At 37.1% G+C, this 15,653-nt stretch carries 15 protein-coding genes and 2 pseudogenes; 3 read left to right on the top strand and 14 right to left on the bottom strand.

The features are described from left to right. Positions 1 to 39: 39 nt before the first annotated feature. Both GXP75_RS21440 and GXP75_RS14740 read right to left on the bottom strand, forming a co-directional pair. Positions 40 to 174 carry a hypothetical protein gene (locus GXP75_RS21440; RefSeq protein ID WP_277814516.1) on the bottom strand — a complete coding sequence of 45 codons (135 nt, stop codon included), beginning with the start codon at positions 172 to 174 and terminating at the stop codon, positions 40 to 42. Then, positions 174 to 1,286: a response regulator aspartate phosphatase gene (locus GXP75_RS14740; protein WP_242557095.1), complete on the bottom strand. Its 1,113-nt coding sequence runs from the start codon at positions 1,284 to 1,286 to the stop codon at positions 174 to 176. The genes GXP75_RS21440 and GXP75_RS14740 overlap by 1 nt, the downstream gene beginning before the upstream one ends. A 423-nt stretch (positions 1,287 to 1,709) precedes the next feature. Here GXP75_RS14740 and GXP75_RS14735 point away from each other — a divergent pair, with 423 nt between their 5' ends. Continuing rightward, positions 1,710 to 1,793 (top strand): putative holin-like toxin, encoded by an 84-nt coding sequence (locus tag GXP75_RS14735; RefSeq protein WP_082786706.1) that lies wholly within the window; start codon positions 1,710 to 1,712, stop codon positions 1,791 to 1,793. 359 nt (positions 1,794 to 2,152) lie between these two features. Here GXP75_RS14735 and GXP75_RS14730 read toward each other — a convergent pair whose 3' ends face one another. The 4 genes from GXP75_RS14730 to GXP75_RS14720 all read right to left on the bottom strand — a co-directional run bounded on the left by GXP75_RS14730 (position 2,153) and on the right by GXP75_RS14720 (position 5,267). Then, positions 2,153 to 2,614: an SMI1/KNR4 family protein gene (locus GXP75_RS14730; protein ID WP_242557094.1), complete on the bottom strand. Its 462-nt coding sequence runs from the start codon at positions 2,612 to 2,614 to the stop codon at positions 2,153 to 2,155. 15 nt (positions 2,615 to 2,629) lie between these two features. Then, the gene (locus tag GXP75_RS14725) at positions 2,630 to 4,423 is read right to left on the bottom strand and encodes a T7SS effector LXG polymorphic toxin (RefSeq protein WP_242557093.1); all 1,794 of its coding nucleotides are present in this window, start codon (positions 4,421 to 4,423) and stop codon (positions 2,630 to 2,632) included. Between the two features lie 119 nt (positions 4,424 to 4,542). Continuing rightward, on the bottom strand, positions 4,543 to 4,674 hold the full coding sequence (locus GXP75_RS21435; protein ID WP_003325848.1) for a hypothetical protein: 132 nt from the start codon (positions 4,672 to 4,674) through the stop codon (positions 4,543 to 4,545). Between the two features lie 158 nt (positions 4,675 to 4,832). Continuing rightward, positions 4,833 to 5,267, bottom strand: a complete 435-nt coding sequence (locus GXP75_RS14720; RefSeq protein ID WP_242557166.1) for an SMI1/KNR4 family protein — start codon at positions 5,265 to 5,267, stop codon at positions 4,833 to 4,835. Between the two features lie 516 nt (positions 5,268 to 5,783). Here GXP75_RS14720 and GXP75_RS21640 point away from each other — a divergent pair. Next, a pseudogene (locus GXP75_RS21640) lies at positions 5,784 to 6,233 on the top strand (thermonuclease family protein); the annotation flags it as partial. Beyond that, complete coding sequence (locus GXP75_RS21635) at positions 6,228 to 6,521, top strand: excalibur calcium-binding domain-containing protein (RefSeq protein ID WP_396022473.1); 294 nt, start codon at positions 6,228 to 6,230, stop codon at positions 6,519 to 6,521. The pseudogene GXP75_RS21640 and the gene GXP75_RS21635, both read left to right, overlap by 6 nt. 305 nt (positions 6,522 to 6,826) lie before the next feature. Here the strand turns inward: GXP75_RS21635 and GXP75_RS14710 are convergent, their stop codons facing one another. From GXP75_RS14710 to GXP75_RS14675, 8 genes and pseudogenes are all read right to left on the bottom strand, one after another. Then, complete coding sequence (locus tag GXP75_RS14710) at positions 6,827 to 7,036, bottom strand: bacteriocin-like WGxF protein (protein WP_242557091.1); 210 nt, start codon at positions 7,034 to 7,036, stop codon at positions 6,827 to 6,829. A 13-nt stretch (positions 7,037 to 7,049) separates the two neighbouring features. Then, positions 7,050 to 7,670, bottom strand: coding sequence for an ATP-binding cassette domain-containing protein (locus GXP75_RS14705; RefSeq protein WP_242557090.1), 621 nt, complete (start codon positions 7,668 to 7,670; stop codon positions 7,050 to 7,052). Further along, on the bottom strand, positions 7,667 to 9,832 hold the full coding sequence (locus tag GXP75_RS14700; RefSeq protein WP_242557089.1) for a DUF1430 domain-containing protein: 2,166 nt from the start codon (positions 9,830 to 9,832) through the stop codon (positions 7,667 to 7,669). Before GXP75_RS14700 ends, GXP75_RS14705 begins: the two co-directional genes overlap by 4 nt. Before the next feature lie 97 nt (positions 9,833 to 9,929). Further along, positions 9,930 to 10,289, bottom strand: coding sequence for a lactococcin 972 family bacteriocin (locus GXP75_RS14695; RefSeq protein WP_242557088.1), 360 nt, complete (start codon positions 10,287 to 10,289; stop codon positions 9,930 to 9,932). Positions 10,290 to 10,798: 509 nt separating this feature from the next. Then, positions 10,799 to 12,373 (bottom strand): recombinase family protein, encoded by a 1,575-nt coding sequence (locus GXP75_RS14690; RefSeq protein WP_242557087.1) that lies wholly within the window; start codon positions 12,371 to 12,373, stop codon positions 10,799 to 10,801. 95 nt (positions 12,374 to 12,468) lie between these two features. Next, positions 12,469 to 13,473, bottom strand: a pseudogene (gene kamA, locus GXP75_RS14685) (lysine 2,3-aminomutase); the annotation flags it as partial. Between the two features lie 58 nt (positions 13,474 to 13,531). Beyond that, positions 13,532 to 14,359 carry a putative beta-lysine N-acetyltransferase gene (ablB, locus tag GXP75_RS14680; protein WP_242557086.1) on the bottom strand — a complete coding sequence of 276 codons (828 nt, stop codon included), beginning with the start codon at positions 14,357 to 14,359 and terminating at the stop codon, positions 13,532 to 13,534. Further along, positions 14,337 to 15,647, bottom strand: a complete 1,311-nt coding sequence (locus tag GXP75_RS14675; protein WP_242557165.1) for a peptidase — start codon at positions 15,645 to 15,647, stop codon at positions 14,337 to 14,339. The genes ablB and GXP75_RS14675 overlap by 23 nt, the downstream gene beginning before the upstream one ends. Positions 15,648 to 15,653: the final 6 nt, after the last annotated feature.

The following is a 15,653-nucleotide window of genomic DNA, read 5'->3' as shown; positions in this document are numbered from 1 at the left end:
AACAGCATGAACCATTTTTTACAAACTCCACTTTTATACTTAGATCCCTACCGGAAGCTCTGCGACCTGCATATCGCCAGATGCTGCTGTACTGCTGTTAGCGTGTGTACCAAGACTTAAAGATAATCCAAAGAATGTTACCGCTAAGACTGAGCCAAGGATAAACTTCTTCATCAAATTCCCTCCAGTTTCCTCATTTTCTCTTTGACTTCGATTGCTTTATAAGCAAATTCCAAAGCCTCTCTGTAATGCTCACCCTTCTCATAATGCCTTGAGATGATCAAGGAAAGGTCGTTTACTCCATCTAAGTCGCCTTTCTCTTCTAAGTATTGTACTTTTTCCCTGCATTTGTCAATGCTTTCATCTACCCCTTTGCTATATAGTTCATAAATAATATTTATCTTGGTTTCGTAAATTTTATTCGATCTAAACTTAAGTTCTTCTTGCCCTTTTTTAAGATAATACATGGCGTTATCCTTGTCGCCTATTTTAAACCTTTCTCGTACGATCATATATATGGAGTTAATGTAGTAAGCTGATTCACGCCATTCATTGCATCTAACAGCTTTCTTAATTGCATTTATACATTCTTGAGATTTATCAAAATTAGAATAAAGAATACTGATGTTGTGATATTGCATTGCTTCATAAAACTCATCTTTAAGTTCCTTGGCAGTCTTAATAGTGGTAAGAAAGTATTCCTCTGATTCTTTGAATTTTCCTAAATGCATATAATTCGTAGCTTTAATGACATAAGAGGTTGCAAGGTGTCGTTTGTAATCTTCATGCCGACTGTATATATTGATTGCCTCATTGATATAACCAAGCGAGACTGCACTTTGATGAAGAGTCACATACAGCGAAGCAGTTTTCATGTAAAACTCTGCTGCTTCAATATCGCTATCAATTTTAGAAAGCTTCTTCTCAGCAATCTTAAGTAAACTGATAGCTCGCTCATAGTTCTTCATATAAGACATATACTCGGCTTCGTAGAGATAAAAATAGTAATCAATCAAGTAATCTATGTTATAACCTTGTATCTCACGCTTCTTCACCTTCCAGTCATTTGGAGGTAGACCCTTACCTTTGTTTTTAAAAAGCATCATTTGGTATCTAGATTCTAAAAGCTGATAATATATGATAACCTTATCGTCTTCCTCCATGTGCTTTAAGGAATCCTTGGCTTTCTTAAGAAGTTGCTCTGCTAAATCTATCTCACATTTCTTAATTGCTACATGAAGTTCATTCAAAGTATTAGCGACTACCTCGTGTGCGATCGTACCCATTTATATCCCCTCTTTTCTAAAATGTTTCGAATTATTAAACAATATAACAGACATTTGAAATATTTGGAATAATATAAAAAGTGTTTTTCGGTAAATTTTCGTCATGCCGCAATAGCCTTTTTGGAAATGGCATGCTAGAAAAGTCCCTATTTCTTTTAATCAGTCCGCCTACTAATAGCTTTATTGTTATGATATAAATAAAACGGACTCCGAATGGGGAATCCGCTTTGGAAATATTCCAAATAAATTGTTTAGGATTTGAAATAAAAAAGAACCTGCATTTGAACAAGTTCTTTTCACGTTGGCAATTTATTTCGTTTTTGTAACGACAGGTAAGTTTGTCTGTTGTATAATTATTCCTGTACATTAAGTTTGCTCACTCAAGGGAGCCTTGCTCATCCCCTACGAAAGGGGGTGAGGCTTATGTCAACATTTCAAGCATTAATGCTGATGCTTGCTTTTGGGTCGTTTATAATCGCCCTGTTGACGTATATAAATAAAAAATAGACCTCCCTTGAGCCTCAGAACCTGAAGGGTTAGGTCTACCTAGAAACCACATCGAGCAAGCCCCTTGAGGGCAGCCTTTTGTACATGCCAGGGTGTTGGTAGCACCCTGGCCTTTTTTATTTTATGCATTTTCTTTTAAAGAAATACATTTGAAATCATATTTCATTGAAGAGTTAAGCGTATGCTAGACTCAACGTCTAGCATTATTTACAGATATTATACCATATAAATGAACAGTGTACACATTTTCCATGTAATGCATTACACTGAAATTCAAGAACTCTCAGATACTTATGAAATCATATTTTAATTGCTTTGGGCACGCTTAATTCTGCAATATTTCAATAGAATACTTTTGCTTAATCGTCCCAGTCTTCATCCTCTTCCCAGTTGTCTTTCATTCGTTGGAGTTTATCAAAGAAAAACTCAATAAAATTATCAGCAACAACTTCTTGATATCCGATTACTCTATCCCACGTAAATACAGGACATTCCCCATTTTTCATCTTATTGGTATCTAGACAATATGCAAAGTAATCAACATCTTCTATCACTACAAGTCCTTCGGTTAACTTGTAGTGTTCTTGATACTCATTGGTAAATTCAACAACTGAAGGGCCACCAAAATCATAGCCTAGAATATCAATACCATAAACTCCACCTGAACCATATTTTCGCAAAAACCATTTATAGCTCTCTGGGAGTCTGACTTGAAGATCTTGTTCTATTTTAGAAATTTTGTCCTCTTCAATACCTCCTGTGAAATCTTTATCCTTTGCATTCTCATCTAAGAACTGTTTCACTTGATTGTATAGTTCCATTTTTACCAACCTCTCTTACTCTGTATATTGAGTGGCTCTCCATTTCCAATATCTCGCTCTAAAATATTCATATTGAACATTCAATTCTGGATCATTTCTAAAACTCTCTCCATTGGTTTTAAGTTTATGTATGACCTCACTATATTTTGTGTGTAGACTGTTTGGGATTTCAAGCATTGGACCAGGTTCTTCTTGAATTAAATGATGTAAGTTTATTTTTGTACCGTCTTTAGCTAAAGGTGCCTTCCCATCCTTCATTAACTCAAGATTTGTTCGACCTTTACGATCTTTTTGATTAATATCAATATCTTTCATTGTATAGACTCTTCGGCTCACATCTTTGATATTTCCTTTTGCTTTTACCTTGCCCTTAACCTCATATGCCTCATACTTTTCTTTATTTAACCAAGGAACATTTATTTTCTGGCCAGTAAATGGCTTTCTGCTCTCATCGGGCAACCTTTTTGCAAGATTCAACAAGTCGTCTTTCGCCTTAACTCCGTTAACTACATTATAAGGAACTCCTCCAGCCGGAACAACATCATACCGAGGATTATAAGGTAATAAATCTGGGAGTGATACATTTTTAAGTTTTTGCCCTGCTTTGCTGACTTGTGTTGTCACTTTTCCAGCTACATCTGCTTTTGTGATGGCACCTGCACCTTTTGTCCCAACAACGGCAGTGACAGTTGTGCCTAATGCATATGTAACCCATCTTGCTCTGGAGTATGCATCTCCATTAACCATATCTTTTTGATAAGACTCCTCAATTGCAGTCGATATAGCATTATACGTGTCAACTGGATGAAAAACTGCTCCTACAATCCCTTCAATGACCTCATCAGGCTTAGTAACGAGATCCCACAAACCAGTTACAGTATCTTTACCGACATCATAAACCCCAACACCAGCACCTTTAATTACTTCCCATATAGTCTCTCCAGCCTCTTCAATTTGTCTCGCTTGTTCAAGTTGCATGACATACTGCTGCTGGGCAGGCTCAAGGTTTTCATAGCCAATCTTCTTAGCAATTTTCAAATACTCGTCTGGATCAGATATATTCACAAGCTGTTTCTTTAAATCTTTGAGTTTCCGTTCTTTTGCTTCTTCTTTTTTAATGCTCAAATAAGATTCAGAATGCCTCTCTATATCCCCCTTTTTCTTATGTATGTCACTTTCTCGATAGGCCTTTGCATTGTAATGAATTGGTGTTGCATTTTTTCCTTTTCCTGTGGCATCTTGTAGCTTGTTGAAGTCTGCCTGGATAAATTGTTCGTTTGGTTCTGTTTGAGCGTATTCTGTTTTTAAAGCTTCGTCCAGTTCATTTACCTTATGTACAGTGTCTTTTCGTTTCTTATCTGACGACTCTAGGTCGTCATCAACCGCGTCTGTTGAAAATACATCAAGTGAGACCAAATCATCAATTTCGTTAAGGATACTCTTTATTTCCTTTTGTTGTTCCTCCATGATTGACTTTGATTTGCTATAAGCATTGGATAGTTCATGCTCTAAAAAGGATTCTTCCACGTAAGCATCCGACAACTCTGCGTCTGCTGCTTTTCCTGAAATACTCGTGAGGAAAGCAATTTTCATGTCGATGATATCCAGCCATTGATCAGTGACACCTACATGGTCATGGTAAAATGCTTTAATATTGTCAGCACCTTTACCAGAGAATTCACTGTCATCGAGATCAGCGACACCTTTCAAAGCATTTCTTAGATTAACAAATTGTTCTCTGAGTTGTTTATATTCCTTGGTTCGTTTATCTGCAGCAGAGATTAATGACTTTGCTTCATAAACCTTCATATCTGTCTCCTTTCCATTTAGAATCTATGTAAATTTTACCACCTTAGAGTGTTCATGGTATAGCTCCTTTAATGATAACTAAGGTGTTTGAAATAAAAAAGTCCCTAAAATGAGGGACTCTATTGGTTCTTTTTCTCTTCTAATAGCTCAATAATTCTTTTGCTAGATCTGTTTTGCTCTCTTAATAAAGAAACAATGTTTCCAGTGAAACCGATTAAAATAATGATCAATACTGTAATAATCCATCCCAATATGAAACTCCCCCTTACGGCTCTATTAAAGTCCTAAAAGTAGAGTAACTCCTATTGTTAAGACCTTTTACTTATCTTATATGGAGTTGGAAATAGGACAATCTGATAGTTTTGCTTATCCTTCACCTATTAGATGAAGACTCCAAATAGGAGTCTTCCTATTCTGGAACCAGTTTATAATACTCTTGTATATTCGGACTCACTTCCCAATATTTCGTCCCGTTAGAAGACACTAACATATCAAACCATATCTCAAAATTAGAATCTAAGTTAACTGCATCTTCAATATCATCAATTGAATCTAGATATAGCATATAACCTAATCCGTTTCTTGATTTGTTTGTGTCTATTACGTATCTTCCATCATAATGATATCCAATTAGGACGTATCCCTCGGGGAAATCTTGAACTTCATTATATTCAATAATTCCTTCTGTGCTAAGTAATTCAACACCATTAAACATTTCCATTCCATTGTGTTTACACAAAAACTCTTTGTAATCATTAGGGAAAGAAACTCCTAACTTCTTTTCTAGATTAGTTACTTCTTGAGGGTTTGCTGAATCTCTGAAATGAAAAGTAGCATCTTCCATGACATGTCCCCCATGATGAAACATAGGAAATGTACCATATTTAGAAACTGCTTTCTTAATACCATCAAGAGTCATGTGAACTAACTTACCTTCTTTCATAAAATCTCCTCCTCCACAAACACGCCCACTAAATTTTACCATACAAAAGATGAGAACTTTTAAACAAAACCAATTTTACAATCATTGGTTTTATACTTATAATTAGGAAGATTTGTCCGATATAGAGACAGAACAGATAAATTTGGGGGAATTACATTGAAGAAATTGTTGTTAGGTATTGGAGTTTTGTCTTTAAGCTTTTCTTTAGCTGCGTGTGGGTCTGATTCTGCTTCCACAGACAAAACAGACTCAGATGGTAGCAAGACAACTCAGCAAGAAGAAAAGGCTACAAAAGAAACAAAGACTGATCAAAAGTCAAAAACAGAAAGTCAATCAAATGACAAAAGTGTTAATGACAACAAAGAAGAGTCCAAAAACACTTCAAAGAAAAATTCGTCAGATAAAAAAGCATCTGACAAGAAAAAGTTGGTCGATGTTATACTAAACAAGACAGTTGACGGGGATACAATTAAGGTCAACTATAAAGACGAAGTTGAAACTGTTCGTTATTTGCTCGTTGATACTCCTGAGACTAAAAAACCAAACTCTTGCGTACAGCCTTATGGTGAGGATGCTTCAGAGAGAAATAAAGAGTTAGTCAACAGCGGAAAGTTACAGCTGGAATTTGATGAAGGTGATCGTACAGATAAGTATGGCAGAATGCTGGCTTATGTATATGTCGATGGCAAATCTGTTCAAGAAACACTATTAAAAGAAGGATTGGCCAGGGTTGCATATGTATATGAACCAAACACGAAATACATAGACCAATTTAAAAAAGATGAACAAGAAGCAAAATCAGAAAAGCTCTCTATTTGGAGTAAGAACAGTTACGTGACTGATAAAGGATTTAACGGTTGCGTGAAAAAAGCAAGTGCAGCTAAAAAGAAAACAACTTCAAATGAATCAAATAAACAATCAAATTCAACTCAGAATTCAGATACAAATAAATCAAGCTCTAGTTCATCAAGTAGCTCTGCTTCAAGTAGTTCAAATACTGCTCAAACATCCCCTTCTACTTCTACAGAAGGCACGGAGAGCTTTGCAAATTGTACAGAGTTAAGAAAGAAATATCCTAACGGTGTACCGAGCACACATCCAGCTTACCAATCAAAAATGGATAGAGATCATGACAATTTCGCATGTGAACGATAATCCTGAAAGCCTCAATGTGGGCTTTCTTTTTTATTAGGATAAGAAATTTTCAGGTAAATAAAAGAATCTTTTTTGGAATTATTTAAGCATGGATATTTAGCAAAAAAGAAAAAGCTCAACATGAAAACAAAATAGACCGAATTACACTCTAAGATTATTTCCCCTAATAAAAACCACGAAGCAATGTGAGGGAGCTTCGTGGCCTATAGCGGCTGTTAAACCCCTATGATACTTGTATAGGATACTTTATATTCGGGATGTATTCAAGATAGAATATTTCCTTAGGGCTTAATAAGCAAATTGAATTACGCCTCATATCTCCTGCTGTCAGAACCCAAATTTCTAAAGAGTAAGGAAGAGATCAGAGCTAACACAAAATAAACAACAACGAATCCGCCCCAGAAAATAAGCGCCTCATCAAACGGAAATCCAAACAATCTAAAGATTATTCTGTGAACGACCCCTGTAATAATAATCAGGATACTTGTAGAAAGCGCAAAAGCAATATGTTTCATTTAGAACCTCTCCTTATGAAAGATTAATGACCCTATCAGAACAACTAGCGATTTCTTGATCATGTGTTACACATATGATTGTTTTTCCCATGTCTTTCAGCTGATGAAAAAGAGAAAGAATTATGTTCTTGTTGTACTCATCTAAGTTTCCTGTTGGTTCATCGGCCAGAATGATATCGCAGGGTTTTAGAATAATCCTAGCTATCGCTACACGCTGTTGCTCTCCGCCGCTTAACTGATATACCTTTTTCTTTAAAAAGCTTTTATCTAAGCCGACCATCTCTAAGGTTTCCGATAGCTTATTTTTGTCGAAGTCTTTTGCGTATGCGGTGGAAAGTAATAAATTTGTTAATACAGTTTCATTGTCCATGAGCACATAGTTTTGAAAGATATACCCTAAATTCTCTCTCCTTAACTTCATCACCTCTTTCTGTTTAGGATTTTGGCAACCTAAAATCTCAACTTTTCCTTCGTCTGGAGTATCCAAGAGGCTGACTATATTTAAAAGAGTGGTTTTACCTGAACCGCTCTTTCCAACAATAGAAAAGAATTCATTTTCCTCTATCTGAATTGAAAAATTAGAAAGAACTGATTTTCCATCAAAACTTTTGGATATGTTTTTAAGTTTGATCATAATTTATCTCCTTTTAAAATCTTATTCATGTTCTTCCTGTTTAAATAAATACTTAGGAAATACAGAATAATCATCTCTATTCCAATAATCAATACGATCAAGCCCATCAATTCATAGATTTTGTAATAAACACTATACCCCATTCCGATCAGAAGATTAGATACAACCGATAAAATGATTAAGCGCTTATTTCTAGCCCAATATGAATATCCAAATATCTCTTTAAGATAAAGGCGATATGAATTTGCACTGTAGTACGACCATATATAAGAAACAAGGAAGGCTACTGATAAAATGAGTGTTATTGCTAAGCCAATAAGATTCTGTATAAACTGATTCTGAATCGCTGCTATCCGGTCACTTAGTTCTTGATAGACCGATATAGAAGAGTCAATCAGGTTTCTCGTATCTGTTTTTTCTAAATAAGGAACTATGTGATCATACGCCATACCCTTTGATGAATCAGGAAAGAATAAGCATGATGTTGAGTATGCTCCGATAACGGATGAATCCACATTATCAGTGAAAACAGCTGCAATTGGGTCAATGACGTTATTTTTATTACTGATATCACCCATCTGACTATTAAAGGTGAAGTATTCTTGTCTATTTTTAGTATATATGATATTGATCTTCAATTGATCTTCTTTAAGCGTATTTAAAGGTTTCTGAATTTCTTTGTTATACATATTGTCTAATTCTACTTTTTCAAAGAAAAAGTGATCCCTATAAGCTTTCATGATGTTTTCTTTATACTTGGCGTATTTTTGTGGTACGAGCAAATTCAGTGTATTTGGATCAGATGCTAATTCTTTTTTATTGATGGGTTTGCCGTTAACTCCGATTATTGGATTTACTTTTAAATAATTGGGACTAATTGTGACGCTTCTTCCAGAGGGAGAATAGATTTCATTTTCCTTTGTGGTATTCAGGGTATAAAAATAAACCGGTTTTTTCCCATCTTTCTTCATGACGGCATAGTTTTGAGCATCCATAATAAACGCGTTTTTATGTCTCTCTAGTTGATGATACAGCTCCCGAACTTTAACGTTTTTTTCTCTATCCAATTTTAAATCATTATAGTTCACGCCGGTATTTGCAAAGCTGGTTTTATAAATAGTCTGTGTTTTTTTCCAATACGATTGATTGTCCAGTTGTTGTTTTAATTCGAATAAATTAGAAAGCGATGCAGCGATGATATTGAAAAGCAATATTGTGACGACTATCTTAAATCCTAGAGATAACCATTGAAATTTCTTAATTGGGGTGCTCCCTTTGACAGCACCGCTTATGTCGCTGTTGTTGTATAAAATTAATGTAACAACGATGGTGTATACCATCATTATGGATGCTGCAATGAGAACATTTCGCATGTAAATCTTAATGTATACCGTTAGCCAGTCATTTAAGTCAAAGACTAGAGCCATGATTCCAACGAGAAGGGCACCGCAGAGTGTGATTATCACAAGTGGTTTCAAAAACATTTTTGGAAAAGATAACAGTGTTTTGATTTTTGAATATCCCCACAGTTTCTGTAAAAGAAGCAACTTGCGGTTTTTAATTACAAAATATAGGATTCCTATAAACAAAATCAGCATGGAAAGCAATGCTAACATGAGTAAAGTGGTACTAAACATAAAAGAGGTATTCAAACTGCTGTCTTCAACACTTACCTTACCATATTCAGAAAATAGGTTTCTTGCCCTTTTCAATAATTCATCGTCCGCAGATGAGATATAAAACCTGTTTCCTATTCCAATGTTTTTTATTTGATCAAAATCATAATATCTGATTTTCCATGTTGATAAAGGGAAATTAATGGTGCCAATCATATTTTGATTTGAATGGGACTCTTTAAAATTCGAAATGTGTCTATCACCAGTATGTATTGAAGGTTCATCCTCAAAGCTTGTAGTATAGATATTTAAAGTCTTCTCATCTAGAAAACTGTATTGTGAAATGTTCACTTTTTCTTTTTGGGAGAAGGCAACTAATCTCTTTATAAAATCTTGACTCTTAATGGCTGATGTATAGTCGATTATCACGGCTTCTTTATTAGAGAATAAAGTATAAAAAACTTGCTTATTAAGAGTGTAGTGATAGCTGGATATATTCATTGAGAGCAAAAACAGAATGAACAATATATAGATCGTTTTCTTCATTGGACAGCCTCCATAAAAAGAAATCCGGTGCCGTCAAACTTGAATATAAGGCAGACACCGGAAGAAAAATTAAAAAATTACTTTGCTATTGTTTTCTTTATTTTGTATTCCAAAAAGCCTTGTTTCCGAAAAAAGTCTCTGCCACTGAAGCGTAGGTATACCCTTCATTTTTTTTCTTCCATTTAGACTCAAAGAATCTTTGTCCAGCCGCAGCACTTGATTTGTGAGTCTTTTTAGTATGATTGTAATTGGATTTAACAAATCCACCTTCGAAACCATGATACCAAGTTCCACCACCAGCTTTCGTTTTTGTCAATTTCATAGCATGCATTAAGTCTCTTGATTCATCCAAGTTAATTTCCCCGTGATTAACATCATCAGATGGACTAGCAAAAGCAGCTTGGCCCCCTAGTAAAGCTATTCCCAACACGATTGGAGCAAGAACCTTCTTTTTCAATGTAATCTCTCCTTTTTGTTTTTACAAGAAAGTATGTAATATACAGTCTCGTAAGGAATGAATGTAACATGAAATATCAAATCTTTTGTCTATTCGTGTTGTAAAAAGCACCTAATACCAACAAGACTACCCACGATTAAAAACTTGTTTTACCCCCCTTTTGTTAATCGCCCATTATTTTCAATAAATGGGTTAATTTGATCATACGATGCCGAATATATTTTTTCAAGTTCAAATTTCCTATGACATCAGAAAGTGAAAATTGTTAAATAAAGTGAGGAAAGTTGAGAATTAAAACAACGTTTTGTACTGATTAGGTATAGACATGCATCATCGGACTTAGAGGGACAAAGAAAAAGCCGCTCTGTTTAATATTTTATTAAATCGAGAGCGACTTTTAAAACTTTGTTGCCTATATTAAAAAATGTCTCATTAAATAAAATGGGAATTTTATTTTGAATTAAATACTATATACAGAAAGATTCAGCATAAATATATCTACATATAGATCAATCAAAGAACTCGAATTCAATTTCAAAAGGATATTCTTTTCTCTCTTTATTACGTGTTGATTTTTTAAGGATATCTTCTGGTATTACCCGTGTAAAATGGATTTTCTTTATAAATTGTTTAAGTAGTTGGTTACCATATTCCTGGTCAGTAATGTCTTTTAATTCCTCTAGTATTTCTTTTCTTTCTTTAATTGTCTCTAGTTCTTCTTCAATCGATATTGAATTAATGCTTTTAATTAACTCTTCTTTTTTGGTTCTTAGCTCGTCCAATATTGTAACAAGCTCTTGTTTTTTATCACGAATCTCCTCGTGAGTGAATAAGCCCTCCATCGCCAAATCAATTAAATTTTTCTGTTTTACCTCATTTTCTTTAATTGCTTTTTCAATTTGTTCAAGTTTCAACTCATTCTTTTTATTTATATCCTTCAAACTCTCACTCTTCAATTGTTCTTCTATTTGCGATAAATTTTTAGTATATATTCTCAATCCGTCAAGAACTTTAGCTATTATAGCATCCAACTTCTTCCCACAGTTTGGACACTTTTCACCATTAGGTAACAGGTATTCACATTTTTTAAGAGTATAACCGATAGTACCTTTTGTATCTTTCCTAATGGTCATCTTTCTGCTGCAAACCCCACAAAAGATTAAATCTTTTAATAGAGTGACACCAGATTTAGTCGCTGGTTTTTCTCTGATACTAATCGATTTTAGTGCTCTTGATTTACGATCCTGATTAGCTTTTTCCCACACATCTGGAGGAATTATAGCTGGATGAGCATTTTCGACAGTGATTGTCTCAACATTGTCATACTCAAATTTTCCGTTTCTCTTAATCTTTTTCCTGTTATTAAAAACCAAAGTCCCCTTATAAGCAGGATTTCTGACTATCCTCTTAACTGATGGAAGATTAAAGGCCTTTCCTGTAGCAGACTTATAACCTTCATTGTTCAGTATGTCTCTAATTTTAAAGCTACCATAGCCTTCTGAATGGAGTTGAAAGATGTATCGAATTGTAGGCGCTGCGGTTTCATCAATTTCAAGCCTCTTTGTTTCGTTATTTCTTTTGTATCCAAAAGGAACATTCCCACTAACATGTAATCCTGCTTTAGACATTTGCATTTTGTTGGCTTTACTTCGTTTACCAATAGTACTATGTTCGTGACTTGAAATCATGCTACCAACGTCAAATAAGAGACGATCAGTCTCCGAGTTAGCTAAATCATAAGATTGATAAGGTGTTAGTATCGGTTTGTCATAATCAACACAACACTGCTTAACAGTCTGACTTATAAGACCATTCCTAGAAATCCTGGTTAATTCAAAACATGCAATTGCATCATATTTTTCAATATTGTCCAGCAGTCGTTTTAGAGCAACCCTTTGAGCAATTTCAGATTTTCCCCCACTAATGACTTCCCCGAATTCTTCATATGTAAAGCCATGTTCTTCGCAAAACTCTATAAGGATTTGCCTGTGGTTCTCAAGAGTCTCTACGTTTTCGTCTTTCTTTTCCTGACTAATCCTAAGGTATATAGCTACATGATGTATGTTTTCAAGATTCTTAATCATCGGCGTATTCCCTTTCTCTGTACATGGTGCTATATTTAACTAACTAGAGAATACCACTTTTTTTCGGAAGTTTCCATACTTATCTTAAAAAACGCAGTAGGAACCGCATACCCGGATGTATGTCCGCGGAGCCCCTCAATGATTTCAAGTCCTTTTGAAACAGGCGCTCTGAAATGGCCGATGCCTTCTGACAAATCGCATTGATAAATATAATAAGGGCGTACTCTGATTTTCACTAAATCGTGCATGAGCTTTTTCATGATCGGAACTGAATCATTAATACCCGCTAATATAACCGCCTGATTTCCGACGGGAACACCTGCGTTGACTAACTTTTCACAAGCCTCGACTGATTCCTCCGTCATCTCAATGCTTGTATTAAAATGAGTATTCAGCCAGACAGGGTGATATTTTTTTAATATTTCGCACAGGTTATCGGTAATTCGCTGCGGAAAGACGACCGGTGCCCTTGTTCCGATTCTGATGATTTCTAAATGCGGAATGGCACGGAGATTCTTTAAAATATACTCCAATATTTGGTCGTTGATCAGTAAACCGTCTCCTCCTGAAATCAGGCAGTCACGGATTTCGGGTGTCTCACGTATATAAGCAATCGCGGCATCAAGCTGTTTCTTAGGCACTCCCATTCCGATTTGCCCTGAAAACCGTCTGCGTGTGCAATACCGGCAGTACATTGAGCATTGATTTGTGACAAGAAAGAGAACACGGTCCGGATAGCGGTGCGTCAGCCCCGGAACAGGAGAGTCCTCATCTTCATGAAGCGGATCCTCAAGGTCATACTTGGTTTTGTGCATTTCTTCAGATAACGGAACAGACTGCATTCGAATCGGGCATCTGGGATTATCAGGATTCATTAAGGAAGCGTAATATGGCGTAATATTTAAAGGGATGGTTTTGGTAGAGATTCTGACTCCTTCTTCTTCCTCTTCAGTTAAATGAATGACTTTTTTTAATTCATCAAGTGTCCGGACGGTATGCGTCAGCTGCCACACCCAGTCATTCCACTTTTCTTCGGGTACATCCTTCCATAATTCAATCTCCTTCCAGTGCCTCTTCGGTTTAAACCATTGATTTGCCAAACGGAATTCCTCCTTATCACCATTTTGCCTTACGGCGGAATGGTGAATATTTCTCAACTTATAATGTCTTGCACCATACATTCATATTTTCAAGACTTTCATATATATAGCAATTGTTTATCAATCTTCCCCGATAGCTGTAGCCTGATTGATGAAGCACGGCGTTCATTCCATAAGAGGCTGCGCGCGCGAGTGAAAACACATGAAAAATCTCTCGGTCGGCCATTTCTTTTTCCAATGCGGCGATTAAATGATTCATCAGTGAATGCCCCCTGTATTCCTTGAGCACGGCACAGTCAGTTATTTCCGCATGCCCCAAAGCAGGATTGGCTTCCGCACTGGCGGCCCCTATCAGCCGGCCGTCATCAAACATAGCATAATAGACAGTGTTATCATTCATCGTTTTTTCAATATATACCGGGTCAAAAATCGGGGTTGGATAAGTGCGGAACACTTTCTTGTACAGCATAGACAGCTGGTGAATGTCCCTTGGTTCACACCTGCTCATCAAAAAAGGCGGCGTGGCTGTTAAACGTATTGAAGGGGACTTTTTATACAATGTCTCGACAATCTCCAGCTCTGCTAAATAGGAATTTGTCAGTCTTCTGTTCTCAGAGAGGTAACGAACCATCACAGCCGCGCGATGGCCTAAGTAATAGCCATCCAGAAGCCCTTCTGTCACAAATAAATGCTTCGCAAGCTCTGCTTCGTCCTGTTGCTTGGCATATACAATCACCTTTTCAGCGAGCTCCTTTTTTGCTTCAGCTAGGATCTCTGGCAAAGCGTTTTCGATTTTACCTTCATAACGGACGACTCTGATTCGTTCATTGAAACGGTCAATGTCTAGGTAAGCCGAGACGCCCTCACGCTTCATCACTCTGTTCATTCGCTTCACTCCCTTGCTCATGGATGCCGCACCAATCCATTATAAAAAGAGAAATGATTTTAGCAGATTCCAACAGAGCCTCAATTTCGATATATTCGTTCGCCTGATGGGCCGTTTTTGTTTCACCGGGACCAAAAACAATGACGGGGGTCTGAGCCGCATGATGTAATAAGCCTCCATCCGTTCCCCACGGTGACGCCTCTATTACCGGTTCAGTGTGTCTGATTTTTTCATAGGATGTTTGCAGCACCGACACTAAATCATGATCTTTCGGCAAGTCATTCGGCAGCCACTGGGCGCCGTACCATTCGAGCTTGACAGGGTGGCGTTTAAACCATTCATCACGATACTCTAAATCCTTCAGCCAGTTTGTCATTTCTTCTTTCACCGCTTCGGGTTTTTCGTGGGGAGCGATTCCGCATCTTCCTTGGATGACTGCCCGGTCGCATACTGAAGAAGGCCACTCGCCGCCCGCGATAGAGCCTACATTTATAGGAACCGGAATCGGGATGCCTTCATAAAGCGGATCAGAAATTCTGGCATTTCGGACTTTTTCCAGCTCTTGAAGGGCTGAGATGACATGCATGCTTTTTTCGATGGCGCTCACCCCTTCATAGCGTGTGCCGCCATGCGCCGATAAGCCATTAACAGTTATACGGAACCATAGTGAGCCTTGCTGTTTGATGAATAGCTTCATATTAGTAGGTTCCGGAATAAGCGCCCCGTCAGCCCGGTAGCCTCTCATAATAGCCGACAGCGTTCCTGCGCCGCCGCACTCTTCGTCTACAACACTTTGAAAAAATAAATCTCCCTTCAATTTGACACCGCAGGCGTGCAGCGCTTCTAATGCAAAAAGAAGGGCTGTATTGCCTCCCTTCATATCAGTAGAACCGCGGCCGTAAATTCTCCCGTTTTCCTCCGCGGCCTGAAAAGGCTCAGACTTCCATGCTTTTATGTCTCCTGCGGGCACAACATCGATATGCCCATTCAAAATCAGGGACCTTCCGTTGCTTTCTCCTGCTTTTTTAGCGACAATGTTTGGGCTTTCGCTAAAACCAGTCCGGCCTGATTTGAAATACGGATGCTGTTTTAATTGCTTCAGGCTCGGTTCCCATACATCAATATCCATCTTGAATTGCCGCAGCTTCTCAAGGACAATGGCCTGGGCGTTGAATTCCGCTCCAAACGTACTTTTTTCGCCGATCAGTCTTTTAAGAAGACGGATGGCTTTGGTCAGATGATCATCCAGCCAGTCAACAACCTGTTTTTCAATTTGCTGCATGCGCAGTCCTCC

The sequence above is a fragment of the Bacillus sp. HU-1818 genome (genome assembly GCF_022695965.1).
GTDB lineage: Bacteria > Bacillota > Bacilli > Bacillales > Bacillaceae > Bacillus > Bacillus atrophaeus.
Note: the sequence above shows the minus strand (reverse complement) of the source record. Positions and strands in the feature narration are given on the sequence as shown.